Annotated in this window: 22 protein-coding genes; 6 read left to right on the forward strand and 16 right to left on the reverse strand. The window is 74.2% G+C overall.

All coding sequences use genetic code 11. The features are described from left to right. Positions 1-38: 38 nt before the first annotated feature. Positions 39-1,409: a peptidase gene (locus AMK24_RS07865; protein WP_073766399.1), complete on the reverse strand. Its 1,371-nt coding sequence runs from the start codon at positions 1,407-1,409 to the stop codon at positions 39-41. 385 nt (positions 1,410-1,794) lie between these two features. Beyond that, the gene (locus AMK24_RS07870; protein WP_242435063.1) at positions 1,795-2,937 is read right to left on the reverse strand and encodes an ROK family protein; all 1,143 of its coding nucleotides are present in this window, start codon (positions 2,935-2,937) and stop codon (positions 1,795-1,797) included. Positions 2,938-3,095: 158 nt separating this feature from the next. Here AMK24_RS07870 and AMK24_RS07875 point away from each other — a divergent pair, with 158 nt between their 5' ends. Both AMK24_RS07875 and AMK24_RS07880 read left to right on the forward strand, forming a co-directional pair. Further along, positions 3,096-4,244: a Gfo/Idh/MocA family oxidoreductase gene (locus tag AMK24_RS07875; RefSeq protein WP_073766426.1), complete on the forward strand. Its 1,149-nt coding sequence runs from the start codon at positions 3,096-3,098 to the stop codon at positions 4,242-4,244. After that, complete coding sequence (locus AMK24_RS07880) at positions 4,241-4,726, forward strand: heme-degrading domain-containing protein (RefSeq protein WP_073766428.1); 486 nt, start codon at positions 4,241-4,243, stop codon at positions 4,724-4,726. The genes AMK24_RS07875 and AMK24_RS07880 overlap by 4 nt, the downstream gene beginning before the upstream one ends. A gap of 67 nt (positions 4,727-4,793) precedes the next feature. On the opposite strand, the gene AMK24_RS07885 is transcribed toward AMK24_RS07880, so the two are convergent. The 5 genes from AMK24_RS07885 to AMK24_RS07905 form a co-directional block, all read right to left on the reverse strand. After that, positions 4,794-5,654 (reverse strand): fumarylacetoacetate hydrolase family protein, encoded by an 861-nt coding sequence (locus AMK24_RS07885; RefSeq protein ID WP_073766430.1) that lies wholly within the window; start codon positions 5,652-5,654, stop codon positions 4,794-4,796. Between the two features lie 218 nt (positions 5,655-5,872). Next, a complete protein-coding gene (locus tag AMK24_RS07890; RefSeq protein WP_073766432.1) occupies positions 5,873-6,640 on the reverse strand; it encodes a YidC/Oxa1 family membrane protein insertase in 768 nt (255 codons plus the stop codon). 212 nt (positions 6,641-6,852) lie between these two features. Then, complete coding sequence (locus AMK24_RS07895; protein ID WP_073766739.1) at positions 6,853-7,185, reverse strand: DUF6412 domain-containing protein; 333 nt, start codon at positions 7,183-7,185, stop codon at positions 6,853-6,855. 147 nt (positions 7,186-7,332) lie between these two features. Next, a complete protein-coding gene (locus AMK24_RS07900; protein WP_073766434.1) occupies positions 7,333-8,880 on the reverse strand; it encodes a sodium:solute symporter family protein in 1,548 nt (515 codons plus the stop codon). Continuing rightward, a complete protein-coding gene (locus AMK24_RS07905) occupies positions 8,877-9,143 on the reverse strand; it encodes a DUF3311 domain-containing protein (RefSeq protein ID WP_199876388.1) in 267 nt (88 codons plus the stop codon). Before AMK24_RS07905 ends, AMK24_RS07900 begins: the two co-directional genes overlap by 4 nt. Positions 9,144-9,421: 278 nt before the next feature. On the opposite strand from AMK24_RS07905, the gene AMK24_RS07910 reads away from it, so the two are divergent. Then, complete coding sequence (locus AMK24_RS07910) at positions 9,422-10,429, forward strand: SEC-C domain-containing protein (protein WP_073766436.1); 1,008 nt, start codon at positions 9,422-9,424, stop codon at positions 10,427-10,429. A gap of 131 nt (positions 10,430-10,560) precedes the next feature. Here AMK24_RS07910 and AMK24_RS07915 read toward each other — a convergent pair whose 3' ends face one another. Together AMK24_RS07915 and AMK24_RS07920 are read right to left on the reverse strand one after the other, a co-directional pair. Beyond that, entirely contained in the window at positions 10,561-11,337 is a 777-nt protein-coding gene (locus AMK24_RS07915; RefSeq protein ID WP_073766438.1) for an alpha-ketoglutarate-dependent dioxygenase AlkB, read from the reverse strand. Next, the gene (locus AMK24_RS07920; RefSeq protein WP_073766440.1) at positions 11,321-12,562 is read right to left on the reverse strand and encodes a hypothetical protein; all 1,242 of its coding nucleotides are present in this window, start codon (positions 12,560-12,562) and stop codon (positions 11,321-11,323) included. The genes AMK24_RS07915 and AMK24_RS07920 overlap by 17 nt, the downstream gene beginning before the upstream one ends. Before the next feature lie 311 nt (positions 12,563-12,873). Between AMK24_RS07920 and AMK24_RS07925 the strand changes: the two genes are divergently transcribed. After that, positions 12,874-13,854 (forward strand): endonuclease/exonuclease/phosphatase family protein, encoded by a 981-nt coding sequence (locus AMK24_RS07925; RefSeq protein ID WP_073766442.1) that lies wholly within the window; start codon positions 12,874-12,876, stop codon positions 13,852-13,854. A 199-nt stretch (positions 13,855-14,053) separates the two neighbouring features. Here the strand turns inward: AMK24_RS07925 and AMK24_RS07930 are convergent, their stop codons facing one another. The 5 genes from AMK24_RS07930 to AMK24_RS07950 all read right to left on the reverse strand — a co-directional run bounded on the left by AMK24_RS07930 (position 14,054) and on the right by AMK24_RS07950 (position 19,836). Next, the gene (locus AMK24_RS07930; RefSeq protein WP_073766741.1) at positions 14,054-15,259 is read right to left on the reverse strand and encodes a benzoate/H(+) symporter BenE family transporter; all 1,206 of its coding nucleotides are present in this window, start codon (positions 15,257-15,259) and stop codon (positions 14,054-14,056) included. A 321-nt stretch (positions 15,260-15,580) separates the two neighbouring features. Then, positions 15,581-16,723 (reverse strand): aminotransferase-like domain-containing protein, encoded by a 1,143-nt coding sequence (locus AMK24_RS07935; RefSeq protein ID WP_079190454.1) that lies wholly within the window; start codon positions 16,721-16,723, stop codon positions 15,581-15,583. A 157-nt stretch (positions 16,724-16,880) separates the two neighbouring features. Continuing rightward, positions 16,881-17,978 carry an alpha-hydroxy acid oxidase gene (locus AMK24_RS07940; protein WP_073766446.1) on the reverse strand — a complete coding sequence of 366 codons (1,098 nt, stop codon included), beginning with the start codon at positions 17,976-17,978 and terminating at the stop codon, positions 16,881-16,883. A 46-nt stretch (positions 17,979-18,024) separates the two neighbouring features. Then, a complete protein-coding gene (locus tag AMK24_RS07945; protein ID WP_073766448.1) occupies positions 18,025-18,792 on the reverse strand; it encodes a sulfite exporter TauE/SafE family protein in 768 nt (255 codons plus the stop codon). Positions 18,793-18,852: 60 nt separating this feature from the next. Beyond that, on the reverse strand, positions 18,853-19,836 hold the full coding sequence (locus AMK24_RS07950; protein ID WP_242435039.1) for a TauD/TfdA family dioxygenase: 984 nt from the start codon (positions 19,834-19,836) through the stop codon (positions 18,853-18,855). A gap of 858 nt (positions 19,837-20,694) precedes the next feature. Between AMK24_RS07950 and AMK24_RS07955 the strand changes: the two genes are divergently transcribed. After that, a complete protein-coding gene (locus AMK24_RS07955; RefSeq protein ID WP_073766743.1) occupies positions 20,695-20,997 on the forward strand; it encodes a hypothetical protein in 303 nt (100 codons plus the stop codon). A gap of 286 nt (positions 20,998-21,283) precedes the next feature. On the opposite strand, the gene AMK24_RS07960 is transcribed toward AMK24_RS07955, so the two are convergent. After that, entirely contained in the window at positions 21,284-22,795 is a 1,512-nt protein-coding gene (locus tag AMK24_RS07960; RefSeq protein WP_073766452.1) for a DUF445 domain-containing protein, read from the reverse strand. Between the two features lie 142 nt (positions 22,796-22,937). Here AMK24_RS07960 and AMK24_RS07965 point away from each other — a divergent pair, with 142 nt between their 5' ends. Next, positions 22,938-24,185, forward strand: a complete 1,248-nt coding sequence (locus AMK24_RS07965) for an SGNH/GDSL hydrolase family protein (RefSeq protein WP_073766454.1) — start codon at positions 22,938-22,940, stop codon at positions 24,183-24,185. Positions 24,186-24,300: 115 nt separating this feature from the next. Here AMK24_RS07965 and AMK24_RS07970 read toward each other — a convergent pair whose 3' ends face one another. Next, entirely contained in the window at positions 24,301-24,990 is a 690-nt protein-coding gene (locus AMK24_RS07970; RefSeq protein ID WP_073766456.1) for a DUF1707 SHOCT-like domain-containing protein, read from the reverse strand. Between the last annotated feature and the right edge of the window lie 32 nt (positions 24,991-25,022).

The following is a 25,022-nucleotide window of genomic DNA, read 5'->3' on the forward strand; positions in this document are numbered from 1 at the left end:
CGGCGGTCCCGGCCTCGCGGACAGGTCGGCGCTTTGGGTCAGCCGGTGGTGCGGCGGGCCCGGCGGGCGTACAGCAGCAGACCGGTCCCGCCGAGCAGGAGCGCCCCGGCGGCGGCCCCGGTCCAGGCCGCCGACGCCGGTCCGGTCCGGGCGAGTTCGGGCAGCGGGCGGCCGAACCCGTCCCGGGGCGGGTGGCCGGGGCGCTCCTCCCGGCCCTCGGCCCGGAGGTCGGCGGGCGGGCGGGCGCCGGGGTCGGCGGGCGGGCGGGCGCCGGGGTCGGCGGGCGGGCGGGCGCCGGGGTCGGCGGGCGGGCGGGCGCCGGGGTCGGCGGACGGGGCCGCGTCCCGGCCGGCCCCCGGGCCGGTCCGGGTACCGGTACCCGGACCGCTGTGGTCCGGGTCGGGGCTGCCGGGGCGATCGGGGCGCTCCGGCAAGGAACTCTCCGGCCGCCCGCTCCGCTGCGGCGAAGGGCTCTCCGGCCGCTCGCTGCGCTGCGGCGAAGGGCTCTCCGGCTGCCCGCTCCGCTGCGGCGAGGTATCGGACGGGGACGGACGCTCCGTGCGGAGGGGCTCCGGTTCCCTGGTGCCGCCGGTGGCGCCGTCCGCGATGACGAAGGGGTACTCCCCCGAATCCCCCACCCACTCGCCGTCCTCCCGCGCACCGCCCTTGGCCTTGTCCTGGTGGCGGCGCTGGACGACCACGGCGTGGGCGGTGACCGGGCCGGGGGCGGCGTCCGGGGTGAAGGCCATGCGGACGCGTACGGAGACGGTCTCCCCGGCGGGAACGGTGAACCCGAGGAACGGCTCGCCGGAGCGGTCGCCGTCCTCCCCGCCGTCCTTCCCCTCGGGCGCCCCGTCGCCGCCGAAGACGCCGATCTGCTCGTCGCGGTCGGTGGTCTCCCAGGTGACGTGGTGCGTGGCCCCGGTCCGGCCGGGCCCGGAGAACTCCGCCCGGATCTGTTCCGCCGTCAGCCGCCGGTCGCGGTCGGTGAGGACGAGGACCGGGTGCAGGGCCCGGCAGGTCGCGTCGGTGGTGTTGGTGAGGTCCAGGACCCAGGTCCCGTGGTCTCCTCCGGCCTCGTACCGGCCCGGAGCGTCCTGGATCCGGGCCGCGATCGGGAACTCCTTCGCGTCCGGGCGCCCGCAGCCGGGCTGCTCGTCGGCGGCCCCGGCGGCCAGGGGGGACGGGGAGGCCCCCGCGACACCGAGGCGTTCCGGGGCGCCGACGGCTTCGACGGCTTCCCCGACTCCGGCGGCTTCCACGGCCAAGGGGACCGGCGGGGGCGTGCCCGGCAGGGCGGCGGCCTGCGGGCCGCCCAGGAGGGCGGCGGGCACCGTGATCCCGGCGGCCAACCCGAGGGCGGCGACCGCGCGGGCGTCGCGCAGCCGTGCGGAGGGGGGAGGGGGCATCGGGGGTCACCCTTCACTGCTCTCGCGGACGGCCGGGGCGGGGGCTCCGGCGGTGACCTCCGAGATCATCACGCGCGCGCGTGGTCAAAGAGTCGACATGCCGACTCGATTCATAGGATCACCCGACTGCATCTCGACGTTGCCCGCCAAGGCCGGGGGCAGCCGGCCCGGCAGGGGCAGCACGGGCGGGGCAAGTCCAGCGGGCCCGGTACCGGCACGGCAGGCCCGGCAGACCCGGCACGGCGGGCCCGGCACGGGGCAACGCGGGCGGGGCAGGTCCAGCGGGTCCGGCCGGGGCCGTGGGCGGCCCGACGCTCCCCCGCCGCCAGGCGCTCCCCCGCGGCCGGGCAGCGGTCGGCGCGTCCCGCCCCACCACCGGCCCGCCCTACTCCCCCGCCCCCACCCGCCCGAACACCGGCGCCAGCACCAGTTGGGCCGCGCCCTCCGCGACCGGGCGGTCGCCGCCCCGGGCCACCGTGACCGTGACCCCCGCCCCGGCCCCGCCCCGGGCGGCCCGCTCCTCGATCACGGCCCGGACGCCCCGTACGTACGCGTCCTCGTCGGCGGCCACCGTCCGGCCGCCCAGGACCACGCGGTCGATGTCGAGCAGGCCGACCAGGTTCGCCGCGCCCGCGCCCAGGATCCGGGCGGCCTCGGCCCGGTCGCCGCGCGCCTCGGCCGCCAGGCACAGCGCCTCGACGCAGCCGCGTCCGCCGCAGCCGCAGAGCGGGCCGTCGAGCTGGAGGGTCTGGTGGCCGAACTCGCCCGCCCCCGTCCGCGCCCCCCGGTGCACCCGGCCGCCGAGGACGAGGCCGGCGCCCAGCCCCGTACCGAGGTGGAGGTAGGCGAAATCACCGCCGCCCGCGCTCTCCGGGGCCAGGGCCAGCGCGAGGGCGGCCGCGTTGGTGTCCTTGTCCAGGGCGACCGGGAGGCCGGTGCGCTCGGCGAGGGCGGCGCGCAGCGGGTAGCCGTCCCACTGCGGGAACCCGGTGATCCGGCGCAGGACGCCGCCCCGGTGGTCGAGCGGGCCGGGTGCGGCGACGCCCAAGCCCAGCACCGGTCTGTGCGGTTCGGCCGCGCACAGGTCCCGTACCGCCTCGGCCGCGTCCGCGAGGACCCGGTCCGCCGGAGCGCCGAGATCCAGGGGCGCGCGAGTGACCGCGACCGGCCGGCCCGCGAGGTCGGCCAGGACGGCGGTGAGCCCGTCGCGGTCCAGGTGCAGGCCGACGGCGAACCGCGCGTCGGGGACCAGCCGCAGCACGGTGCGCGGCTTGCCGCCGGTGGACGGGCGCCGGCCCGCCCCCACGGCCAGCCCGTCCTCCCGCAGCCGGGCGGTGATCTTGCTGACGGCCTGCGGGGTGAGGCCGGTGCCCTCGGCCAGCTCCAGCCGGCTGATGCCCTCCGCTCCGGCCGCCCGCAGCAGGTCCAGGACCAGCGTGGCGTTGTGGTGCCGCAGGGCCGGCAGGTTCACCCCGGCCCGGGGCCCCTCCCCCGCCCGGCCCCCGCCCACGCCCCGCTCACGTCCCACGACCACGACCCGCTCCCCTCCACGCCCCGCTCCAGCACACGACCACGAACCCGCCCCGCTCACGCCCCGCCCCGCTCACCCCCACGGCCCGCGCCTGCTCACGGGCCCATTGTGCCGGTCGCTTGCACTTCGGCAACAGCGTTGCTTAAGTGGAACGCATGACCCCCAACGCCTCCGGCGCCCCCGGCACGCCCGACGCCCCGGGCGCCCCGCTCCGCGTCGCCCTCGTCGGCTACGGCCTGGCCGGCTCCGTCTTCCACGCCCCGTTGATCTCCGCGACCGGGGGGCTGGCCCTCGACACCGTCGTGACGTCGAACGAGGAGCGCCGGGCGGAGGCCCGCGCCGCGTACCCGGGCGTCCGGTTCGCCGCCGCGGCGGACGAGCTGTGGGAGCGCGCCGACGAGCTGGACCTCGTCGTCGTCGCCACGCCGAACAAGACGCACGTCCCGCTGGCGACGGCCGCGCTGAAGGCCGGGCTGCCGGTGGTCGTGGACAAGCCGGTCGCCGGGACGGCGGCCGAGGCGCGCGGGCTGGCGGCCCTCGCCCAGGAGCGCGGGCTGCTGCTCTCGGTCTTCCAGAACCGCCGCTGGGACAACGACTTCCGCACCCTGGCCGGCCTGATCGACGACGGGGAGCTGGGCGAGGTGCAGCGCTTCGAGTCCCGCTTCGAGCGCTGGCGTCCGCGGCCGAAGGGCGGCTGGCGCGAGTCGGGCGACCCCGAGGAGATCGGCGGTCTGCTGTACGACCTGGGCAGCCATGTGGTGGACCAGGCGCTGGTGCTGTTCGGCCCGGCGGTGCGGGTGTACGCGGAGTCCGACGTACGGCGCCCCGGCGCGGCGGCGGACGACGACACGTTCATCGCGATCACCCACGCGAACGGGGTCCGCTCGCACCTGTACGTCAGCGCCACCACGGCCCAGCTCGGCCCGCGCTTCCGGGTGCTGGGCTCGAAGGCGGGCTATGTGAAGTACGGCCTGGACCCGCAGGAGGCGGCCCTGCGCGAGGGGCTGCGCCCGGTGGCCGGCGAACCGTGGGGCGAGGAGGCGCAGGAGTCGTGGGGCCGCCTCGGCTCCGGCGAGTCCCCGCTGTCCGGGGGCGGCGCCCCGGTCCGTACGCTGCCCGGCGACTACCCGGCGTACTACGCCGCCGTCGCCGCCGCCGTACGGGGCGCCGGCGACAACCCGGTCACCGCGCTCCAGGCCGCCGCCGCGCTGGACGTCCTGGAGGCCGCACGCCGCTCGGCCCGCGAGGGCGTGACCGTCACCCTGCCCGGCACCCCGGCCGACGAGGAGCACACCGTCCGATGACCAGCGCCTCCCCCGCCATCGCCGAGCTGGTCGCCCAGGAGCGCCGGCTCGTCCTTCCCCGCTTCTCGTACGACGACGCGTTCGCGCTCGGCAGTCTGCTGGTCCGGCTGGCGCGCGAGCGGCACGCGCCGGTCGCCGTCGACATCCGGCGCGGCGCGCAGCAGCTGTTCCACGCGGCGCTGCCCGGCTCCAGCGCGGACAACGACGCGTGGATCGACCGCAAGCGCAGGGTCGTCGAGCGGTACGGCGAGAGTTCGTACCTGGTGGGCACCCGGTTCCGGGCGAAGGGCACGACGTTCGAGGAGTCCTCGCGGCTGGACCCGGACGTCTACGCCGCGCACGGCGGTTCATTCCCGCTCGCCGTCGCGGGGGCGGGCGTGATCGGCGCGGTCACGGTCTCCGGGCTGCCGCAGGCCGAGGACCACGCCCTGGTGGTCGAGGCGCTGGAGCAGTTCGCGGCGGGGACGGGCACGGGGGCCTGAGACGGACGCGGAGGGGCGGGGCTGCGCGTGCCCGCCCCGCCCCCCGCCGCCCGCCGCCGTCCCGGGGCTACGCCGCCTTCAGCTCCTGCCGCTGCCGGCCGAGCCCTTCCACCTCCAGCTCCACCACGTCGCCCGCCCTCAGGTAGGGCTTCGGCTCGGGCTGCCCCATCGCGACCCCGGCGGGCGTACCGGTGTTGATCACATCGCCCGGGTAGAGGGTCATGAAGTGGCTGAGGTAGCGGACGACCTCGCCGACCGGGAAGATCTGCTCGGCCGTGGTGCCGTCCTGTCTCAGCTCGCCGTTGACCCACAGGCGCAGCGGCAGGGCCTGCGGGTCGGGCACCTCGTCGGCGGTGACCAGCCAGGGGCCCAGCGGGTTGAACGTCTCGCAGTTCTTGCCCTTGTCCCAGGTGCCGCCGCGCTCGATCTGGTACTCGCGCTCGGAGACGTCGTGCGCCGTCGCGTACCCGGCGATGTGCGCGAGTCCCTGCTCGGCCGTCTCCAGGTAGCGGGCGGTGCGCCCGATGACGACGGCCAGCTCGACCTCCCAGTCCGTCTTGCGGCTGCCGCGCGGCACGAGCACCGTGTCGTCGGGCCCGACGACGGTGTCGGGGGCCTTGAAGAACAGGATCGGCTCGGCGGGGATCTGCGCACCGGCCTCGGCGGCGTGGTCGTGGTAGTTCAGCCCGATGCACACGATCTTGCCGATGCGGCCGAGGGGCGGGCCGACCCTCAGCCCCGTGGCGTCCAGGGCGGGGAGGACGCCGGGCGCGTCGGCGGCGGCCCGTACCCGGTCGAGAGCGGAGGCGTCGGCGAGCAGGTCGCCGTCGATGTCGGGGACGATCCCCGACAGGTCGCGCAGTGTCCCGTCGCGGTCGAGAAGTGCGGGGCGCTCGGCGCCCGCCGTACCGACTCGAAGCAGCTTCAACGGTCCAACTCCTCTTGGTCGAGGTGTGGCGTCCCGCGGCGGAGTGCGGCCGACGCGGGACGTGGCCGATCGTCCAAGAGACGCGATGGGTCCGCAAGACCTCGTTCACCCAGTGGACCGGCGCGCGGCCGGGCCGCGGGGCCGCGCGGTGAACGCGGCGGGCGCACCGGGGCCCGCCCGGCGGGCGCTCGGCGGGCCGGGCGGGCTCGGCGTACGGATCACGCGGCGGTGGCCACGGAGCCGCCGACCGGCGCGTCCCGGTACAGCCAGGCCCGCTCGACCGCGGTCCACGTCGTGGTGGTGACGACGTACAGGGCGGCGGCCAGCGGGACGACCGCCACCGTGATCAGGGTGAAGAACGACAGCAGCGGCATGAGCGTCGTCATCGCGCCCATGCCGGGCACGGGCTGCCCGTCCGGGCTGGTGGGGGGCGTCGCCGGGTGGGCGGTCATCTGCCGCTTGGTACGTCCGTAGGTGAACGTGGCGACGGCGGCGACGATCGCGAAGATCCCGAGGTAGACCAGCCCCTGACCGCCGAACATCCCGCCGTGCGCGAGGGCGTCGTGCCAGCGTCCGCCGAGCGGTGCGCCGAGCAGGTCGTGGGCGAGCAGCGCGTTGGGCTCGCCGCCGATCGAGCCGCTGGAGAACAGGTGGTACAGGAGGAAGAAGGCGGGCATCTGAAGGAGGCTCGGCAGACAGCCGGAGAGCGGCGACACCTTCTCGGCGGCGTGCAGCTCCATGATCGCCTTCTGCATCCGCTCGGGGTTCTTGCCGTGCTTCTCGCGGAGTTCGGCGATCTGCGGCTGGAGCCGGCCGCGGGCCTTCTGCCCCCGCGCGGCGGCCCGCGACAGGGGGTGGACGGCGAGCCGGACGAGGGCGGTGAACAGGACGATCGCGGCGGCGGCGGAGGCGGTGTGGAAGAGCGGCTGGAGCAGATCGGCGAGGGAGCCGACCAGGCTCGCGAAAGCGGACAGGAACGCGGACATGGGTGAGCCCTCCGGGGGTCTCGTCGTGCCGGGGGTAGCTGCGGAAGGGCAGGTACCGGGTGATCACTCGGCAGGACGACCGCGCGGAGCCGCGCACTCTTCACCTACGGAACCGCGCCCCGCTCGCGTACGGGAGCGGCGCTCGCGCACGCGCGGAAGCGGTACGGGATTCCTCGCGAAGGGTGCAAAGGCCCGGAGGGGTTCGGGATCCCCTACGCGGCGGCCGTCAGGAGGACGCGCCCGGGTGCGCGGGGCCTGGTGCGGCCCCGGGCGTCGGGGTCGCTCTGCGGGAGGAACGCGGTGCGCCGCTCCCGGTCCCTGATGGCCGTACGGACCCGGGTGCGGGGCACGGGGGGCGCGCAGCGGGCGCTGATGACGGCGCAGGCGAGAAGCGCCGTGCCGGCGGCGGCGGTGGCGGCGAGCGCGACGGCGGCGGAGAGGCTGCCGCCCTCGGCGAGGAGGATCTCGGTGAGGAGGAGGACGAGGAGCCCGGCGGGCCGGAGCAGCCGGGCGAAGGCGTCGCGCAGAGGGGTGGCGTCGCGCATGGTGTGCGGCACCTCCCTCTCTCCTCGGGGGACTTCCCTCGGGGGACTTCCCTCGGGGGACTTCCCCGTACGGCTTCTCGTGCGGCCCCGGGGCTTCCTCGTACGGCTGGTGCGTGCCGGACGTCGGTGCGCGGGGCACTCACTTCGTTATACACGATGCCCGGACGGCCCCGGGTCAGACCGCAGGAGGACCTCGCTCTCCTCCTTCTCCTCCTTCTCCTCCGGCGGATCGTCGGCCAGCACCTCGGCGTCGGGGCGCGGGTCCGTGTCCGGGCCCCCGGCGAAGGTGACGGCGAGCGCGACGGCCAGGTTGGCGGCGAGGGCGACGAGCCCGGCGTTCACCCCGCCCACCGGGTCGTTCCCGCTGAAGACGAGGGCGCAGACCGCGGCGACGCCGACGACCAGCCCGCTGAACGCGCCCCGGAACGTGAGCCGCCGCCAGACGAGGGCGAGCAGCACCATCGGCAGGAGTTGGGCCATCCCCTCGTACGAGATGAGGGAGAGGCGTACGAGGGTGTTGGGCGCGGTGTACGTGAGCAGCAGCGCCAGCGAACCGGCCACGACCACGACGATCTGGGCGGCGGACTTCTGCCGCTCGGCGAAGCGCGGCAGGAGGGAGAGCACGCTGCGGCCCCACATCGTGCCGATGACCAGCATGAAGACGGCCATGGGCACGATGGAGGAGAGCGCGGCGGCGACCCCGATGACGCCGACGGCCCAGGCGGGCAGCGAGTCGACGACCAGCTTGAACAGGGCGAGGTTCGACTCCGCGCCGGTCAGCCCCGGGACCACGAACAGGGCGGCGAGCCCGAGCAGCATCGGCACGAAGAGCAGGACGTTGTAGGCGGGCAGGTACACGGCGTTGCGGCGCAGCGCGTCGGCGTTGCGGGCCCCGAGGTAGCCGGCGACGGTGGTGGGGAAGATGACGACGGTCAGCGAGTTCAGGAACGTGGTGCTGATGAACCACAGCTCGCCGAGCCCGCTGTCGCCGCCCCCGTGCCCCGGGAACGTCAGCCACTCGCTCTTCTCGGCGACGAGCCGGTCGAGGAAGGCCCCGTACCCGTCGAAGTAGTGCAGCGGGACGTACAGCGCGAGGAAACCGAGCGTGGCGATGACCAGGACGTCCTTCAGCACGGACACCCAGGCGCTGCCGCGCAGCCCGCTGACCACGACGAAGCCGGTGGTGACGGCGAAGGCGGCGAAGTAGGCCCAGTTCAGGCCGACGGTCCCGTAGGAGACGGTGGAGAGCACCACGCCCATGCCGGTGATCTGGAGCTGGATGTACGGCAGGAGGAAGACGGTGGCCAGCACGGCGACGACGGCGCCGAGCCAGGGCCGGCCGAAGCGGTGGGCGACCATGTCGGTGATCCCGACGAGGCCGTGGCGGCGGGCGTAGCTCCAGAGCATGGGCCCGACGACGTACCCGAGCGCGTAACCGCAGGACATGTACGCGACGACGTACAGGACGGGGGCCCCGTAGTTGTAGCCCCAGCCCGCGGCTCCGAGGTAGCTGAAGCTGGTGTAGCCCTCGCCGGCCATCAGCACCCAGATGAAGACGGGCCCCAGGCTGCGCCCGCCCACGGACCACTCGGCGAGCCCGCCGCCTCCGCCGCGCCCGCGCAGGGCGAGGAGGCCGAGGGCGACGGTGGCCACCATGAAGGCGGCGAAGACGGAGGTGGCGACGACGGCGTTCACGCGTCCCCGCCCCTCGGGCGGCCGGCCCGGTCCCGGGGGCCCCGGTCCGGCGGGCAGGGGCGCCGCTTCCGGCGGTCCGCCCGCCTGGTGAGCCCTACGGCGACCGGGGTGAGGAGGGTCGCCCCCAGGAGCCACACGAAGAGGAAGGGCACACCCCCCACCAGCGGCGTCACGCGGTTCACCAGGGGCAGCGCCGCGAGGTACAGGACATAGGGGACGAGCAGCCCCAGCAGCCAGGGGCGTCGTCTGATCACTCCGAACACCCGGGGACCTTACGCCCCCGGCCCCGGCACACCGCTCACCGCGGCCGCATCGCGGTGGGCTTCCCCCCGGACGGCGAGGCGGCGGGGGTCCGGCCCCCGGGGTACACCCGGCCCCAGCGGGGCCGCGCGGGAGAGAGGAGAAGGGAAGCGGGGCCGCGGGGATCTTTCGGTGCGCCGGGCGCGACAGGGGCGGGCCCCGCCACCCTCCCGACCCCTCCCGCTTCCCCCGCCCCGACCTCTCCTCCCCGCCGCCGCCGTCCGGCAGTACCGTGTGATTCATGCGCCCCGACACGCCTGCCGACCACATCACCGAAGCCGAGCGCCTGCTCCGCACCGCGGCGCAGTACCCCGAGGACCGTGAACCGCTGGTCCTCCGAGCCGCGGCCCACCTGGAACTCGCCGGGGACCGCGCCCGCGCGAGCACGCTCTACGACGACCTGCTCGGGGCCCCCGGGTCCGGCGTCGAGAACCCGCACCTGATCAAGGCCCTGAAGGCGGCCAACCTCTGGGAATACGGCCACGAGGCCGAGGCCCGGGCGATCATCGACGGAATCCGCGCGGCGGCCCCGCCGGACGCCGGGCCCTGGCAGATCGCCGCGGAGACCCTGGAGGCGCACGACGAGTTGGAGTCGGCGCACGACTTCTTCTCGACGGCGCTGACCCTGCTGCTGGCGCCCGGCGAGGAGGTCCCGTACGCCACGCAGTCCCTGCTGACCGGCCGTCACCGGGTGCGCCGACTGCTGGGGTTGGACCACGACGCGTGGGACGAGCTGGCCGGCGTGCTGCACACGGCCCCGGTACCCCTGGACGAGCTGCACGATCCGAAGCGCCTGTGGTCCCTGGGCTCCTCGGACCCGGTCGAACTGCGAGCCGAGATCGCCCGTCTCCGCGCGGAGTTGGGCAGCTACCGCACGGCGCTGTCCCGCCCGTTCCCGGTGGCCGTCCTGCACTGGCCGGAGAACGAACTGCGCGAACTGCTCGCCTCGTACCCGGAGTTGACCGAGGAGTACGTGGACCACGCCACCCACCTGAACCGCCTGGAGGCCGCACTCCGGGACCTCCACGCGGCGGGCGCCCCGAATCTGGGCATCGTGACGGGCACGGTCCCCTCGTACGAGGCGTTCGCCGCCTCGGAAGCCGCGCCCCCGGCGACCCCGGCCCTCCTCCCCCAGTACGCCACCACCCTCGCCGCCCGAGGCCGCGCCACCCCGTGGCCCCCGCCCCGCACGGCCGCCTGCTGGTGCGGCTCGGGGGAGGCTTACGGGGGGTGCCACGGGGGCGGGTGAACCACGCCTCCACCCGGCCCGGCCACCGGCCGCCGCCCGCGCGTCCGCGGGCGGCGGCTTTGCCCGTCCTGCCGGACGGGGCGGCGGGCACGCCAGACGACGGCTCGGATGACGCCCTCTTCGCCCCCCGCTCAGACCGGCGGCAGCAGGTCGCTCCCGCTGATCGTGTACGTCAGGGGGGTGGGGTAGGCGAAGTCAGGTTCCTTGTTCTCGCGGCGGCGCAGGCGGTAGAACTCCCGCGCCTGTTCGTCGGTCGCCGGGAGCAGGCGCTCGCCGCCGGGGAGGTGGGCACGGCCCGCGCCGGTGTAGCGCACCGGGGTCCTGGAGGTGCGGAACGTGATGCCCAGCCAGGTGTCGTCCGGTGCTCCGGTGGAGGTGTCCAGGATGATTCTGTGCCTGAGCCGGCGGTTCGCGGCGACGGAGAACACGACGGCACTGCGGTGCGCGAGAGGCAGTTCGAACCTCTCGTCGTCCGGTTCCTTGGCCTCGAAGACCAGTTTCCTCGGGGGGCCGGCCCCGGGGTTCCGGTAGCAGGAGAAGACCGCGATGAAGGAGCCGTCCGCCAGGTCGAGGGCCTGGTCGGAGTGGGCGCCCATGGTGGTGTACGCGTTCGTGTAGTTCTCGACCAGGGCGTTGTCGAAGGCCGTCGGAAGCGCCGCGCGTTCCTGGATACGGCGCGCCAGGCGGTCGTGCACCGGGCGGAAGCGCTGTGCCGGGGCGCTGTACCGGGTGGTCGTACGGACCAGGGGCGCGCGGCCCTCGGCGTCGATCCTGGTCAGCACCGCGCCCTGCCGGCCCTTTCCCACGTCCTCCCACCGGACTGACGCCAGCAGTTCCGCGAAGGGGTTCTCCTCGGCGGGCAGGTCGTAGGAGCGGACGGCCTCCGTGAGTTCAGAGAGCGGGGGCAACGTAGTCTCCCGTGTTCATGCTGAAGAGGAACGCGTCGCCGTAGTCGATGAACGAGGTCGTCCTGTTCTCCTCGGCGTACAGGCGGCGCAGTTCGTCCATGCCGTCCTGGGTGGGCGGGCCCAACTCCACCAGGTCTCCGCTCTTCTTGAGGTACGTCCGGCCGTCCTTGTGCACCGCTTCGGCGGACGAGCAGCGCACCACGTATCCCAGGCGGGTCGGTAGTTGTTCGGCGTTCAGTGCGGAGGGCCGGACCTCGTGCGTGTACAGGCGGTTGGTGGACAGGGGCATGAAGAAGACCGAGCCCGGGTGGAGCGTGATGCCGAACTGCGGGGGGAGAGGGGCTCCGGCGCGTTCCGCGGCCGGGTCCTTGAGGCGGAAGCGGAGCCGGGTCAGCGCGCTGACGCCCTTCACCCCGCGGTCGAAGGGGTCGGTGGAGGACGGGTGCAGTGCGTCCAGGCCGTCGTAGAAGGTGCAGAAGGCCATGACGCCGTTGGCGGGCATGTCCTTCGTCTTGTCGGCGTGGGAGGAGATCTTCGCCTTGGACTGCTTGCGCTCGGGTGTGGCGGAGGCGTTGTGGTAGATCTGCGCGAGCACGTGGTTGAGCGGTGCGTGGTTCCGGAAGACGGTGGCGGCTTCGCGGTTCAGCTCCTCGACGATGTGCGTGTCGGTGGGGCGGAAGTTCTCGGTCGGTCCCGAGAGGTTGGTGGAGCACCGGAGCAGGCGAAAGTGCCGTTCTTCGCCGTCCCGGGTCACGGGCGTCAGGTAGATGCCGCTGCGACGGGCCGTAACGGGCTTGGTGGACTCCGTCAGGGACTGGAAGACGTGCTCTCCGCTGATACGTCCGAAGTAGTCGGCGTCGGGGTCGAAATAGCGGCGGTAGTACACGCCGAGGCCGTGCACGCGCAACGGGAGCCGGCCGAGGCCGACGACCGGCCACGGTTCGCGGGCGCCCCCGTCGGCGCTCCCGTCGTAGCCGTACGAGAGTTCCCGGACGACGAGGACCCGGTCCGCCGCATCGAGGCGGCTCCTCCGGACGGCGGAGATGTCGCCGCACAGGTACACGGTCTTCCCGGCGAGGGCGGCTGTCCCGGAGCCGATCTCCTCCGGTGTGGTGACCGTTCCGAAGAAGCCCTCGACCGAGGCGTCGTCGCGCAGCGCCGGGGGCGCGACCAGGAGGTGGTTCGCCTCCTCGATACGGGCCTCGTCCAGCTCCGTCGCGTGCATCCGGCGGCACCTGCCCTTCGCGGGATTCGGCGGGTCCATCGGAACCGTCGGGGGTACGGCGATGGCCCGCGCCCCTTCCTTGACGTGCGCGGCTTCTCCGGCAAGGGGGCGGGCCGGCGGAGCCCGATGCTCTCATGGGGCCCGAGGACGGGCAAAGGCGTTCTGCACCAGGGGTGTTGTGGGCGTGACGGCCGGTGCGGATTCGGCAGCGGTACCGCTTACGGCCCCTCTTCCTCCCGTATCACCGTGCCGCCCGGAACCTGATCGCCGTTCCCGTTCGTCCTGTGGGGGGACCGAGCGGATGGGACGGCATGGCGGAGTGGGCGGAACCTGGCGCGGCGGCAAGGCCCTCGCCCCCTGGTGCGCGGGGCGGTCGGCACGGGTGGGCGGTCGCCGGGACCGCCGTGGTGGTGGCCGGGATCCTGGCGTTCCATCGGGCGGTGCCGAACACGCCGGGGCGGGTCGGGAGCCTGCTGGAGTCCTTCCTGCCCTGGCTCGGGGTGGTCGTCGCTCTGCTGTCGGCGGTCGCCCTGGTGCGGCGGTCCGCCGTCGCCCTGGTGGCGGTGCTGCTGCCCGTGGCGGCCTGGGTGCACCTCTTCGGCGGGCTGCTTCTGCCCGGGCCGGGCGGCGGAGGGCGGGAGTTGGTGGTCGTCCAGCACAACGTCGGCGACGAGAACCGCGATCCGGCCGGAACCGCCCGGACGTTGATCGGGGCCGGGGCCGACCTGGTCGCGTTGGAGGAGCTGGTCGATCCACAGCTGGCGGTGTACGAGAAGGCCCTCGCCTCCGGCTATCCGCATCACGCCGTCCGGGGAACCGTGGGCCTCTGGTCCAAGTACCCCCTCAGCGGTGAGCGGTTGGTGGACGTCAAGCCCGCGGGCATTCCCGAAGGGTGGAGCCGCGGCGTACGTGCCGTGGTGCACTCGCCGTACGGGAACGTCGCCGCGTACGTCGCCCACCTGCCCTCCGTGCGGATCGGGGCGGGCGGGCTCGCGTCCGAGCGGCGGGACGAGAGCGCCCGGCTCCTGGGGCACGCCATCGCCGCCGAGCGGACCGGGGCGGTGATCCTCCTCGGCGATCTCAACGGGACGGTGGAGGACCGGGGGCTGGCCCCGCTCACTTCGCGGTTGAACACCGCGGAGCGCGGTTTCGCCTTCAGCTTCCCGGCCGCCTTCCCGGTGGCCCGGATCGACCAGGTCATGGCCCGTTCCGCCGCCGTCACCCGCGTCCGGACGCTGCCCGCCACCGGCAGCGACCATCTTCCCGTCGTCGCCCGCGTCGCCCTGGAGTGAGGGGCGGGCACGGCTCAGGGGCGCGCTCGCCCTCCTACCGGACTGCCGGGCTGCCGGATTGCCGGGCTGCCGCCGGACTGCCGAGCTGCCGGGGCTGCGGTACGCCGGCCGACGAGGGCTGCTGCCGCGGCATCCGGAGCCGGCTCCCGGTCGGGCGCGATCGGCGGGCGCCCTCAACAGCCGTCTGTTTTGCTGGCGTTCACGCCTTCCCGCGTCGGCGTCCGCAACCTCGCCGGGCGTTCAGCGCCAGGTGCGTCACCAGGCCCAGCACCAGGCCCCAGCACGCGGAGCCGATGCCGCCGAGGGTGACGCCGGAGGCCGTGGTGAGGAAGGTGACCACCGCCGCGTCCCGGCCCGGCTCGTCCGCCACCGCCTGCGCGAGGCTGCTGGAGAACGTGGCGAGCAGGGCCACACCGGCGATGACGGCGATCAGATGGGGCGGCAGGGCCGCGAACAGGCCGACCAGGGCCGCCCCGCCCACACCCGCCAGCAGGTAGAAGACGCCGCACGCCAGTCCGGCCACATAGCGGCGGTCCGGGTCGCGATGGGCCTCTTCCCCGGTGCTGATCGCGGCCGTGATGGCCGCCAGGTTCACGGCGTGGCCGCCCAGGGGGGCGAGGGCGGTGGAGGCGAGTCCGGTGGCGGTGATCAGCAGCCGGTCGTTCGGGCGGTAGCCGCAGGCCGCCAGGACTCCGAGGCCGGGCGCGTTCTGCGAGGCCATCGTCACCACGGCCAGCGGCACGGCCAGCCCCACCACCGCCGAAAGCGTGAACTCCGGCGCCGTGAAGACGGGGAGGGTCAGCCCGACGGCGACGGACGGCGTGTGCAGGCCCGGGGCTACGGCGGTCGCGACCACCGCCGCGATCAGGGCCCAGGCGACCGCGTAGCGCGGCGACCGCTGTTTGACCGCCAGGTAGGTGGCGAGGGCGGCCAGGACCGGGAGGGGCGCCCCGTCCAGGGCGGTGAACAGGTCCACGCCGAAGGAGAACAGCACGCCCGCCAGCATGGCCGCGACGATTCCGGGCGGGACGCGGCGCATGAGCTGCCCGAAGACGCCGGTCAGGCCGACCAGCGCCATCAGGAGGCCGCTGACCAGGAAGGCGCCGACAGCCTCGGGGTAGGTGTAGTCCCCGAGGCTGCCGACGAGGACGGCGGCCCCCGGCGTCGAGAAGGCGGTGATCACCGGCATCCGGGTCCACCAGCTGAGCGCGGCGCTCGTCACACCGCTGCCCACACAGGCCGCCCACACCCACGACGCGGTCTGCGCGTCGGTCAGCCGGCCGGCCGTCGCGGCGGCCAGGACCACGAGGAGGGGGCCGGAGCAGGAGACCACGACGGTGATCAGGCCCGCGAGGACGGCGGAGAGCGAGGCGTCCGCCGACAGCCCGCGCCGGGGGGCCGGCACGTCCTCGGCCTTCCCGGGTCCCGCCCCGGCGCCCTCGCCGGGACGCGCGTCGGACGGCTGCCCGACCGGGGCCCCGGTCGGGCGCGGTCCCGCCGGGGCGCCCTCGCGCGAGCTTCGCCCGGCGACGGCCTCCCCGCCAGGGAGCCCGCCTGCGGGCTCCCTGGCCGAGCGGACCCCTGGCGCAGGCCCCCCGGCCGCTTCGGGCGCCTCGTCCGCCGTGTCGCTCCCGGCGCCCTGTTCGGCCGTGGCCATGCGTGCCGCCCCTCTCCCCGCTCCGTAACTCCCGCGCAGGCTATCGCCGTTCGCGGGGCCGTTCCGTTCCTACTCCGCCCGCTGCGCGACCTCCGCGAGCCGGGTCACGCCCTCGGTGAACTCCTCGGCGCTCAGGGCCTGGAAGGGCAGCCGCAGGAACACCGTCCCGGCCGGCGGCGCCGAGTCCGCCGGGTAGAACGCCGAGCCGCGGGTGAGCGCGATGTTCGCCGCCCCCGCCGCCGCGAGGAACTTCTCCTCCGTGGTCCGCACCGGCAGGTGCACGCTGATGTAGTAGCCGCCCTCGGGTACGCACAGCGCGGCGTCGCCGAGCGCCTTCCGTACCGCCTCGACCGCCGTGTCGTGGCGCGGTCGCAGCAGGGCGCGGACCTCGTCGATGTTCCGCCGGACCAGGCCGCTCGCGAAGGCCCGCGCGGCGACCGCCTGGAGCAGCGGGGCCGGCGAGAGGTAGGTGCTCTCCGCGAGCGCCGCGAGGTCCTTGGGCGTACCGGGCGGGGCGATGACGTAACCCACGCGCAGCCCGGGGCTGACGACCTTGCTCAGCGAGCCGATGGTCAGCACCCGGGCGCCGTCCACCGCGTCCGCCAGTTCCCCGATGAGCGTCGGGGCCGTACCGGCGAAGCGGAGTTCCCGGTACGGGATGTCCTCCAGGATGGTGAAGCCGAACTCGGCGGACAGGGCTACGAGTTCACGCCGCTTCTCCTCGCTCGTGGTGACCCCGGCCGGGTTCTGGAAGTCCGGGATCACATAGACGAAGGCGGGCGTCTCCGTCCGCAGCCGCTCCCGCAGGACGTCCAGGTCGAGGCCGTCGTGGCGCAGCGGTATCCCGGACACCTGCGCCCCGTGCCGCTCGAAGATCTGGACGGCGCGGTCGTACGTCGGCGCCTCGGCGAGGACCTTCTTGCGGGGCGCGTCCCGGAGCAGGTGGCCGGCGATCAGGTCGAGTGCCTGGAGCGAACCGTTGGTGACGAAGATCCGCTCGGGATCGACGGAGTGGAACGCCCCGAGCTGCTCGCGGAGTTCGCGGTCGCCGGCGTGGAGGCCGATCGGCGCGTACTGGAAGAGGCGGTCCGCTTCGGCGGCGAGGAGCGACCCGGTCAGCTCGGCGATCTCGGCGGACGGGATCGCTTCGAGAGGCGGGATGCCCCGCGAGAAGTGGACTTTCGCAGAGGTCACATCGGACACAGCAGTCACAGAGGCTCCTTGCTGAGACGTACGGGAGGAGGAAGAGGGCGCGGCTTGCCGGGAGATGGGGTGAGGCCGCGCGAAGATCCGGGAGAAGGGTGGGGCGCACGGGCGGCCGACGGCCCACGCGCGGGCGGCCGGCGGTCAGTGCGCGGCGGTAGGGCGGTCAGCGCACGGCGGGGCTCGTGGTCTGGCGGGCGTCGAGGACGAAGTCGGGCCCGATGTCGGCGACGGAGTCCGCGCCGAGCTGGAGGAGCGTGTCCTCGATCTCGCTCCGGAGGAGGTCGAGGACCGCCTCCACGCCCTGCCGGCCGGCCAGGCCGAGGCCCCAGAGGTAGGGGCGGCCGATGCACACCGCGTCCGCGCCGTAGGCGAGGGCCTTGACGACGTGGACGCCGCTGCGGATGCCGCCGTCCATGAGGACCAGCCCGCGGCCGGCGACCGCGGCGGCCACCTGCTCCAGGGCGACCAGGCTGGGGACCGCGCCGTCGAGTTGGCGGCCGCCGTGGTTGGAGACGATGACGCCGTCCGCGCCGAGGGCGATGCAGCGTTCGGCGTCCTCGGCCCTCAGGATGCCCTTGACCACGATCGGCAGCCGTGTCAGGGACCGGATCCATTCCAGGTCGTCCCAGGTCAGCGGGAGGCGTTCGATGCGCGCGCCGTCCGGGATCGGGCCGGTCAGCACGCCCAGGGCGCGCAGGTTGCCGAAGTCGACGTGCGCGGGGGTACGGAACCCCGCCCGGCGGGTGGTGATGCGGCGGGCCGCGTAGCTGGCGTCGACCGTGACCACGAGCGCGGTCGCACCGGCGTCCTCCGCGAGGGAGACCGTGGCGGCGACGTCCTCGCGGGAGCGGTAGGCGTAGAGCTGGAACCAGCTGTCGCTGCCCACCGCTCCGGTCACGTCGGAGAGGGCGTAGTGGCTGTCGGTGCTGACGATCGACACGGTGCCCGTCGCCTCGGCCGCGCGGGCGGTCGCGATCTCGGCGTCCTCGTGGAGGAGGCGCTGCGGGCTGGTCGGGGCGAGCAGGACGGGCAGGGCGAGCCGCTGCCCGAGCACGGTCACCGAGGTGTCGGGCTTGGCGCCGGTGCCGCCGAGGGCGCGGGGACGGAGCCAGACCCGGTCGAAGGCTTCGGTGTTGGCGCGGACGGTGAGCTGGGTGTCGGCGCCGCCCGCCACGTACGCCCAGGAGGCGGCGTCGAGAACGGACGCGGCGGCCTGCTCGTAATCGGTCAGCGTCAGCAGCCCGGATAATTCCCTTGCCATGGATCCTCTTCCTCGTCGGATGAATTTCCGCAGGCCCGTCGGCCTGTCAGGCAAACTGGTCGAACGCCATCTTGGTCACCATTCCGGTGACCACGAGGACCAGGACGATCCGAACGAATCCGGATCCCCTTTTCATTGCGGTGCGCGACCCGATCATGGCGCCGGCTATGTTTCCCACGGCCATGCCGAGGCCGAGGGCCCACAGGACGTTTCCCTGCCAGGCGAAGACGGCCAGGGCCCCCAGGTTGGAGGAGGCGTTGATGACTTTCGCCATGGCCGCGCTTTCCAGGAACTGGGTCGCGAGGAGCGTGGTGAAGGAAATGATGAGGAAGGTGCCGACGCCGGGTCCGAACACGCCGTCGTAGAAGCCGATGCCGACCCCCGCGAGGAGGATCGCCGCAGTGCGGCGGCGCGGGGTGACGACGGTGTTGCGCTGCTGGACGCCGAAGCTGGGCCTGAAGGCCACGAAGAGCGCCACCGAGATGAGCAGGCCCATGATGACGGGCCGGAAGTAGCTCGTGGGGACGCTCGACGCGGACAGCGCGCCGAGCGCGCCGAAGGGAACCGCGAGGCAGGCGGCCGGAAGCAGGACCGAGCGGTCCAGCACGGTGCGCCGCTGGTACATGTACGCGGCGGTCGCGGTGCCCATGACCGCCGCGATCTTGTTCGTGCCCAGGGCCACCGCGGGCGAATACTGGGGGAAGGACAGCAGGAGCACCGGGATGAGCAGGACCCCGCCGCCGCCGACTACAGCATCCACCCAGCCCGCCGCCGTCGCGGCGGCGAGCAGGCCGAGCACCTCGTACAGTTCCACTCTTCCTCATTCACATGACGTGGCCCCGGCTCCCGGGGCCGGGTTCTCGCCGCCGCCGGGTCAGACGACCCCGCGGATCTCCGTCATCGCGGGCAGCACGCGCGGGTGCCGCATCATGCGCTGCGCCCACAGAGGGACGCTGCGCAGCGAGTAGAAGCGGCGCAGCCAGCGGTCCTGGCCGTCGTAGCGGGGGGTGAACGCGGTGCGGCCGTGCACCACGACGTGGTTGTCGAGGACGACGAGGTCGCCCGGCGCGAGCACCAGGTCGCGGCAGACCCGCTCCAGAGCCGAGGACAGGGCCCGCAGCGCGGCCCGCGCCCGCGGATCGTCGGTCTGCGTGTTGTGCGAGTTGAAGCGCATGAGCGGGCGGTCCGCCGGGCCGAAGACCACCGGGTGGGGGCCGGCCGAGGGGCGGGGCCCCGGGATGTTCCGGGCGAAGGAGGTCGGGTACAGGCTGTGGAACTGCGGCTTCCGCAGCTCCGCCACCTCGTCCTCGGTCAGCAGGGGCAGCGCGTCGCGCACGGAGGAGACGCGGGTCGCGGCGGTCTGCTCGTGGTCCTGGCGCAGGCAGAGCAGGCCGAGGTAGTCGGGGCGGAGCGGGTGGTGCACGTTCTCGGTGTGGAAGTCGAACGCGACCGACCCGCTGTTCTCGATCCGGGTCTCCTCGCCGTGCACGGGGTGCACGTCGTGGAAGAGCGCGCCGGCTTTCTCGTCCTGGTATCCGGTGAGCGAACCGAGGAGGTCCGCCACCAGCATCAGGGTGCCGTTGGTCGGGTGTCCGTCGAGAATATGGGCCTCGTGCGACCGGGGGGTCTTGGGCAGTTCGCCGACCGGGATCCCGCGCAGGAGGCAGAATCCTTGGGATTCCACGTCCGCGCCGAAGTCGAGGACTGTTTTGCGCATTCCCTCGGGAAGGTCCAGGAGGAGCCCCGAAAGAACGATGGGAATCGAGTCGGATAAATGCGCGGCAAGCGAGGACAACTCGCCCAGCTTCTCCGCCTCCGGCTCGCTTAATCGGTATGCGTTCAGAGCCTGGGCAGCCATTCTCATGATTCTCACCGATTTCCACGTGCAGGATTGGCTATTACGCCGGAAAACGTATCCCGGGCAGAATCTTTCCGTCAACAATCGATTTCGGACAGTGACCCCCCGCGTTAAGGGGTCGGGCATGCAGGACACACCTCACCTGTCAGACATCTCATGAGATGTGTCGCATATCATCCCAGCACGTAAGGGGTGCAGCCTCGCTCGCCCCTTCCCGTTTACCGGCGTGAGCTGCCCCTACGGCCCCAGATGTCGGGCAGATGAACAGCATGAACAGCCGTTCCGGGCCCTGGCGGAGCGGATATCCGGGCATCCGCGGGAACCCTTCGGTGCCGGTTTCCCGCCATCCGGACCGAAGAAGTGGCGCTGGTGAAACGTGTGAAGGCGGTCACACGTTTCACCGGACGGGTCCTGAACGCATACAACCGGCCGGGGCGGTGCGCCGGGGCCGGACGGCGCGCGCCTCGCACCCCACCTCACTCCGCCCTCACCCGAGGAACGCGGCCATCTCCCCGTACAGCGCTGCCGCGTCGTCCAGGTGGACGTCGTGGCCCGCTCCCGGGACCACGGCGATCCGCGTCGCGGGGCGGCGGGCACGCATCGGGTCCGCCCCGTCGCCCCGCACGCCGAGAGCTGTCCCCTGCCCCCGAGGGGTCGGCGCGTGACGTCGGATACGGTGCGCGGCGAGGCGGAGCACGTCTGCATACTGGAGGTGTTCAGGCGTTCCGACAACGCGGCGAGGCTCTGCGGCAGGCGTCGTGCGCCCGGCGGGGACACGGGGGCGGCCCTCGGTCCCGGGCGTCCCGCGGCCCCGACGGCCCGGGTCGCGTGAAGCGACGGAAGGCGATGGTGGCGGCGATGGCGAAGGTTCCGGCGGCGGCGGTGGCGGCGAGCGGGCTCATCGGGGGGTACGGCGTCGCCCGGTGGACGGGGAAGCGACCGCTCGGCGGTGTGGCGCTCGCAGCCGCCGGTTCCCTCGCCGCGTACGAGTGGAACCGCCAGGCCGGGCCCCGCGCGGCCGCCGGGCTGACCGCCGCCTACATCGCGGCCTTCGCCGGATCGCATCCGCTCGCGAAGAGGACCGGTGCCTGGCCCGCCGTGTTCGCCGTGGCGAGCGGCATGGCCGCCGCCTCCTGGGCCGTCACCCGCCGGACCGACTGACACCCCCGGGCCGCCCCGGCACCCGCCGGGACGGCCGAACCGCGTCCGCAAGGAGACGGGGCGGCCCCCGGACGGAACGGGCGGGGCGGCCGGGGCGGACGGGAAGCCCCGCCGGGCCGCAGGCCCCGGCCCCGGGAGAGCCCGGCGGCCGGGGCCGGGCCCTGGCGGCCGGGGGGCGGGGGTCCCACCGGCCCGGGGCGCCCGGAGGCCCCGGCGGCTCAAGGCGCCTGGATGGCCGGGGCATCGGGGCGGCCGGGAAGCCCCGGTCCGCCGCCCGGCTCCGCCCTCACCCGCCCAGGGCGTGGGACACCGTGTAGATCGCCAGGCCCGCCAGCGCGCCGACCACCGTGCCGTTGATCCGGATGAACTGGAGGTCGCGGCCGATGTGCGCCTCGATCTTCTTCGACGTCTGGTCCGCGTCCCAGCTCGCGACCGTGTCGCTGATCAGGGAGGTGATTTCCGCGCGGTACGTCGTCACCACGTACACCGCCGCGTCCTCCAGCCAGCCGTCCAGCTTGCCCTGGAGCCGCTCGTCGTCCGCCAGCCGCGCGCCCAGCGACATCAGCGACGCGCGGGCCCGCAGCCGCAGTTCGCTGCGCTCGTCCTCCGCCGCCGACAGGATCATCGTGCGGACGGACGACCAGGCCGAGGCGATGACGTCCTGGACCTCGCCCCGGCCCAGGATCTCCGACTTCAGGCGCTCCACCCGGGCCCGGGTGTCGGCGTCGTGCTGGAGGTCCGCCGCGAAATCGTTCAGGAAGGTGTCGATGGAGCCGCGCGCCGGGTGCTCCGGCATGTCCCGCATCTCCGTGACGAACCGCAGCAGTTCCTTGTAGACCCGCTCCCCCACCCGCTTGTCCACGAACCTCGGGGTCCAGCCGGGCGCCCCGCCCTGCACCGCGTTCATCACGGAGTCGCCGTGCTGCACCAGCCAGTCGTGCGCCCGTACGCAGACGAGGTCGACGACCTTGCGGTGGCCGCCGTCCGTCACGACCTTCTCCAGCATCGCGCCGAGCCCCGGCCCGACCTCGACCGCGTTCGCCCGCCGGGTGATGGCCTCGCCCACGACCGCCTGCACATCGGAGTCCCGAAGGACCGTCAGCGCGCCGCGCAGAGCCGTCGCCAGTTCAGCGGTGACCCGGTCGGCGTGCGCCGGCTCCGCGAGCCACACCCCCAGCCTCCGGCCGACCCCCAGCGCGTGAATTCGGTCACGAATGACGTCTCCGGAGAGAAAGTTCTCGCCAACGAAGGAACCGAGGGACTGTCCTAGTTGATCCTTCTTGGTGGGGATGATGGCTGTGTGCGGGATGGGCAGGCCGAGCGGGTGCCGGAAGAGCGCCGTCACGGCGAACCAGTCCGCGAGCGCGCCCACCATCCCCGCCTCGGCAGCCGCCGCGACGTAGCCCGGCCAGCCCCCCACGCCTGAGTTCTTCGCCCAGGTGGCCAGGACGTAGACGAGCGCGACGAGCAGAAGGAGGCCGGTGGCCGTGAGTTTCATGCGCCGTACGCCGCGCTGCTTCTCCTCGTCGGCGGAGGTGTACGCGAACGAGGCCAGCGGCCCCGCACCGCGCGGCGACGCCCCGCCCCCTCCGGGCCCCCGCCCGAACCCGCCGAGCCCCGGCACGGGCCCTTCACGCCCGGGCCCCGCCCCCGGCCCGGCGACCTCGCCCCCCGGCCCGTGCTCCGACGGCTCCTGCGACTGCTCCGCGTTCCGCACCGCGCCCTCGCCCTCGTTCCCGGCCTCGTTGTCGTGCCCGCCCTGCCCCTGTCCCTGCCCGCCGGAACCGGTCCGTTCCATCCGCTCCACCCGTCCGCGTACGCCTCGCCCCCGTGCCGTACGCATTGTCCCTACCTCCCCTACTCCCGGGCCGCACGTCGAGTTCCCGACGGCCTGTCGCATCATGGGTCCAGCACGACCATCACAAGGAGAACCACCGCACATGCCCAGGCGCCAGGGGTACGCCCTGCTCATCGCCCTCGTGGCGGGCACCGTCGCACTCGCCGCCGCCGTCGCCTTCGGCACGACGCTGCTCTCCGGCCCGCGCTCCACCCCGCGCCCGCCCGCCGAGACCCAGGCGGCGGCCCGCAACCCGGTCGCCCCCGCCACCTCGGGCGGCGCCTGGGTGGCGACCTGGACCTCCGCCCCGGTGCGCGCCGAACCGGGCACCGAGAACGGGTTCCCCGGACGCACCATCCGTAACGTCGTGCACACCAGCATCGGCGGGGACGTCGCCCGCATCACCCTGTCGAACCTCTTCGGAACCGCTCCCCTGGTGGTGGATCAGGCCACCGTCAACACACGGCCGGTGACCTTCAAGGGCGCCGCGACCGTCACCGTCGCCGCCGGCGGACGGGTCGTCAGCGACCCCGTCGTGGTCCCCGTCGCCCCCGACTCCGACCTCCAGGTCAGCTTCCGCACCCCGAAGGCGGGCGGGCCGGTCACCTACCACCCCAACACCCACCAGACCTCGTACCTGATCGACGAGCGCGGCACCTTCGCCACCACCCACTGGCGCTACCTCACCGCCGTGGACGTCCGCAGCGAGCGGACGCACGGCGCGATCGTCGCCCTCGGGGACTCGCTGACCGCCGGCAGCGGCTCCACCACCGACGCCGACGCCCGCTGGACCGACGTCCTCGCCGACCGGCTGGGCGGCCGGTACGGGGTCGCCAACGCGGGCATCGCGGGCAACCGGATCGTCGGCGTCGGCCGCGGCGCCGGGGGCCAGTCGGCCACCGACCGGCTCGACCGCGACGCCCTGTCGGTCGCCGGGGCCAGGACGGTCGTCATCGCCCTCGGCATCAACGACGTCCAGCAGTACCCCCAGGAAACCGACCCGCAGCGCATCGTGGACAGCCTGCGCGCCCTCACCGACCGGGCGCACGCCCGCGGGCTCACGGTGATCGGCGCGACGCTGACGCCGTTCGAGGGCTTCGCCACCTGGACCCCCCAGCGCAACGCCGTCCGCCTGGCGGTCAACGAGCAGATCCGGGCGGGGGCGGTGTTCGACGCGTACGTGGACTTCGACGCGGCCGTACGCGACCCCGCCGCGCCGAACCGCGTCCTCCCCGCGTACGACTCCGGCGACCACCTGCACTTCAACGACGACGGGTACCGGGCCCTGGGCGACCGGGTGGACCTGGAGGTGCTGGATCTGGCCCGGGCGCCGCGCACCGACGAGCTGTGAGGCGCCGAGCCGGGCGCCGGGGGGCGGTGCCCCGGGAGGCCCGGTGGGCCGGGAACCCGGCAGGGCCGGGGCGGGCGGTGCGGTCCCGCTCTCCCGGCCCCGCCCCGCGTCGTCCTCAGAGTTCCTTGCGGAGGCCGCCTTCCGGGCCCGCCGGCCCCTGGCGGCGGCGTGACTCCAGCTCCGCCTCCCGTCGGCGGCGCTCCGCCTTCGTCCGCTTGCGGTCCACCCCGACCCCGCCCATCAGCGCGAAGCCGGTGATCCGCACGTGCGGGGAGCCGGGGGCGATCTCGCCCTCCTCGCTGGAACCCTCGCCGAAGCCGCCCATGATGCCGATGCCCCGGACCTCGACGTTCAGCTCCGGCGGCACGGTCACGTGGATGCCGCCCATGACCGTGAAGCAGCGGATCACGATCTCGCGGTCCTCGAAGTGCGCCTCGCGCAGGTCGATCTCGCCGCCGCCCCACATCGCGAACGCGGTGAACAGCCGGCCCACCGTCCAGCGGTCCTTCCGGTGGAACCCGCCCCACAGGGCGAACGCCCCCTTCGAGGTGGCGTTCCCGCCGATCCGCGCGGGCCAGTCCGCCGCCGAGCCCCGCAGCGGGGCGGGGGCGGACGAGCCCCTCGGGGCGACGGCTGGCCCCGGTACCGGGAGGTCCTGGACCAGCGGCTCCAACTCCCCGTGCGTACGCGCCTTGTAGGCCGTTTCGAGGCGCTGGTCGAACTCGTCCATATCCAGTCGGCCCTCGGCCACGGCCTCGCGCAGCAGTTCCGCGATCCGCTCGCGCTCGGCATCGGAGGCGCGCATGTCCGGACGTTCACTTGTCATACCGCGCAGCC

The organism is Streptomyces sp. CB02366, assembly GCF_001905905.1.
Taxonomy (GTDB): Bacteria; Actinomycetota; Actinomycetes; order Streptomycetales; family Streptomycetaceae; genus Streptomyces.

Bases quoted from the DNA above. Each gene is read 5' to 3' on its own strand.
- AMK24_RS07865 (WP_073766399.1), bottom strand. From the start codon at position 1,409: ATGCCCCCTCCCCCCTCCGCACGGCTGCGCGACGCCCGCGCGGTCGCC.
- AMK24_RS07950 (WP_242435039.1), bottom strand. From the start codon at position 19,836: ATGGCTGCCCAGGCTCTGAACGCATACCGATTAAGCGAGCCGGAGGCG.
- AMK24_RS07880 (WP_073766428.1), top strand. From the start codon at position 4,241: ATGACCAGCGCCTCCCCCGCCATCGCCGAGCTGGTCGCCCAGGAGCGC.
- AMK24_RS07920 (WP_073766440.1), bottom strand. From the start codon at position 12,562: ATGCACGCGACGGAGCTGGACGAGGCCCGTATCGAGGAGGCGAACCAC.
- AMK24_RS07940 (WP_073766446.1), bottom strand. From the start codon at position 17,978: ATGGCAAGGGAATTATCCGGGCTGCTGACGCTGACCGATTACGAGCAG.
- AMK24_RS07890 (WP_073766432.1), bottom strand. From the start codon at position 6,640: ATGTCCGCGTTCCTGTCCGCTTTCGCGAGCCTGGTCGGCTCCCTCGCC.
- AMK24_RS07910 (WP_073766436.1), top strand. From the start codon at position 9,422: ATGCGCCCCGACACGCCTGCCGACCACATCACCGAAGCCGAGCGCCTG.
- AMK24_RS07925 (WP_073766442.1), top strand. From the start codon at position 12,874: ATGGCGGAGTGGGCGGAACCTGGCGCGGCGGCAAGGCCCTCGCCCCCT.
- AMK24_RS07970 (WP_073766456.1), bottom strand. From the start codon at position 24,990: ATGCGCGCCTCCGATGCCGAGCGCGAGCGGATCGCGGAACTGCTGCGC.
- AMK24_RS07955 (WP_073766743.1), top strand. From the start codon at position 20,695: ATGGCGAAGGTTCCGGCGGCGGCGGTGGCGGCGAGCGGGCTCATCGGG.
- AMK24_RS07960 (WP_073766452.1), bottom strand. From the start codon at position 22,795: ATGGAACGGACCGGTTCCGGCGGGCAGGGACAGGGGCAGGGCGGGCAC.
- AMK24_RS07875 (WP_073766426.1), top strand. From the start codon at position 3,096: ATGACCCCCAACGCCTCCGGCGCCCCCGGCACGCCCGACGCCCCGGGC.
- AMK24_RS07965 (WP_073766454.1), top strand. From the start codon at position 22,938: ATGCCCAGGCGCCAGGGGTACGCCCTGCTCATCGCCCTCGTGGCGGGC.
- AMK24_RS07895 (WP_073766739.1), bottom strand. From the start codon at position 7,185: ATGCGCGACGCCACCCCTCTGCGCGACGCCTTCGCCCGGCTGCTCCGG.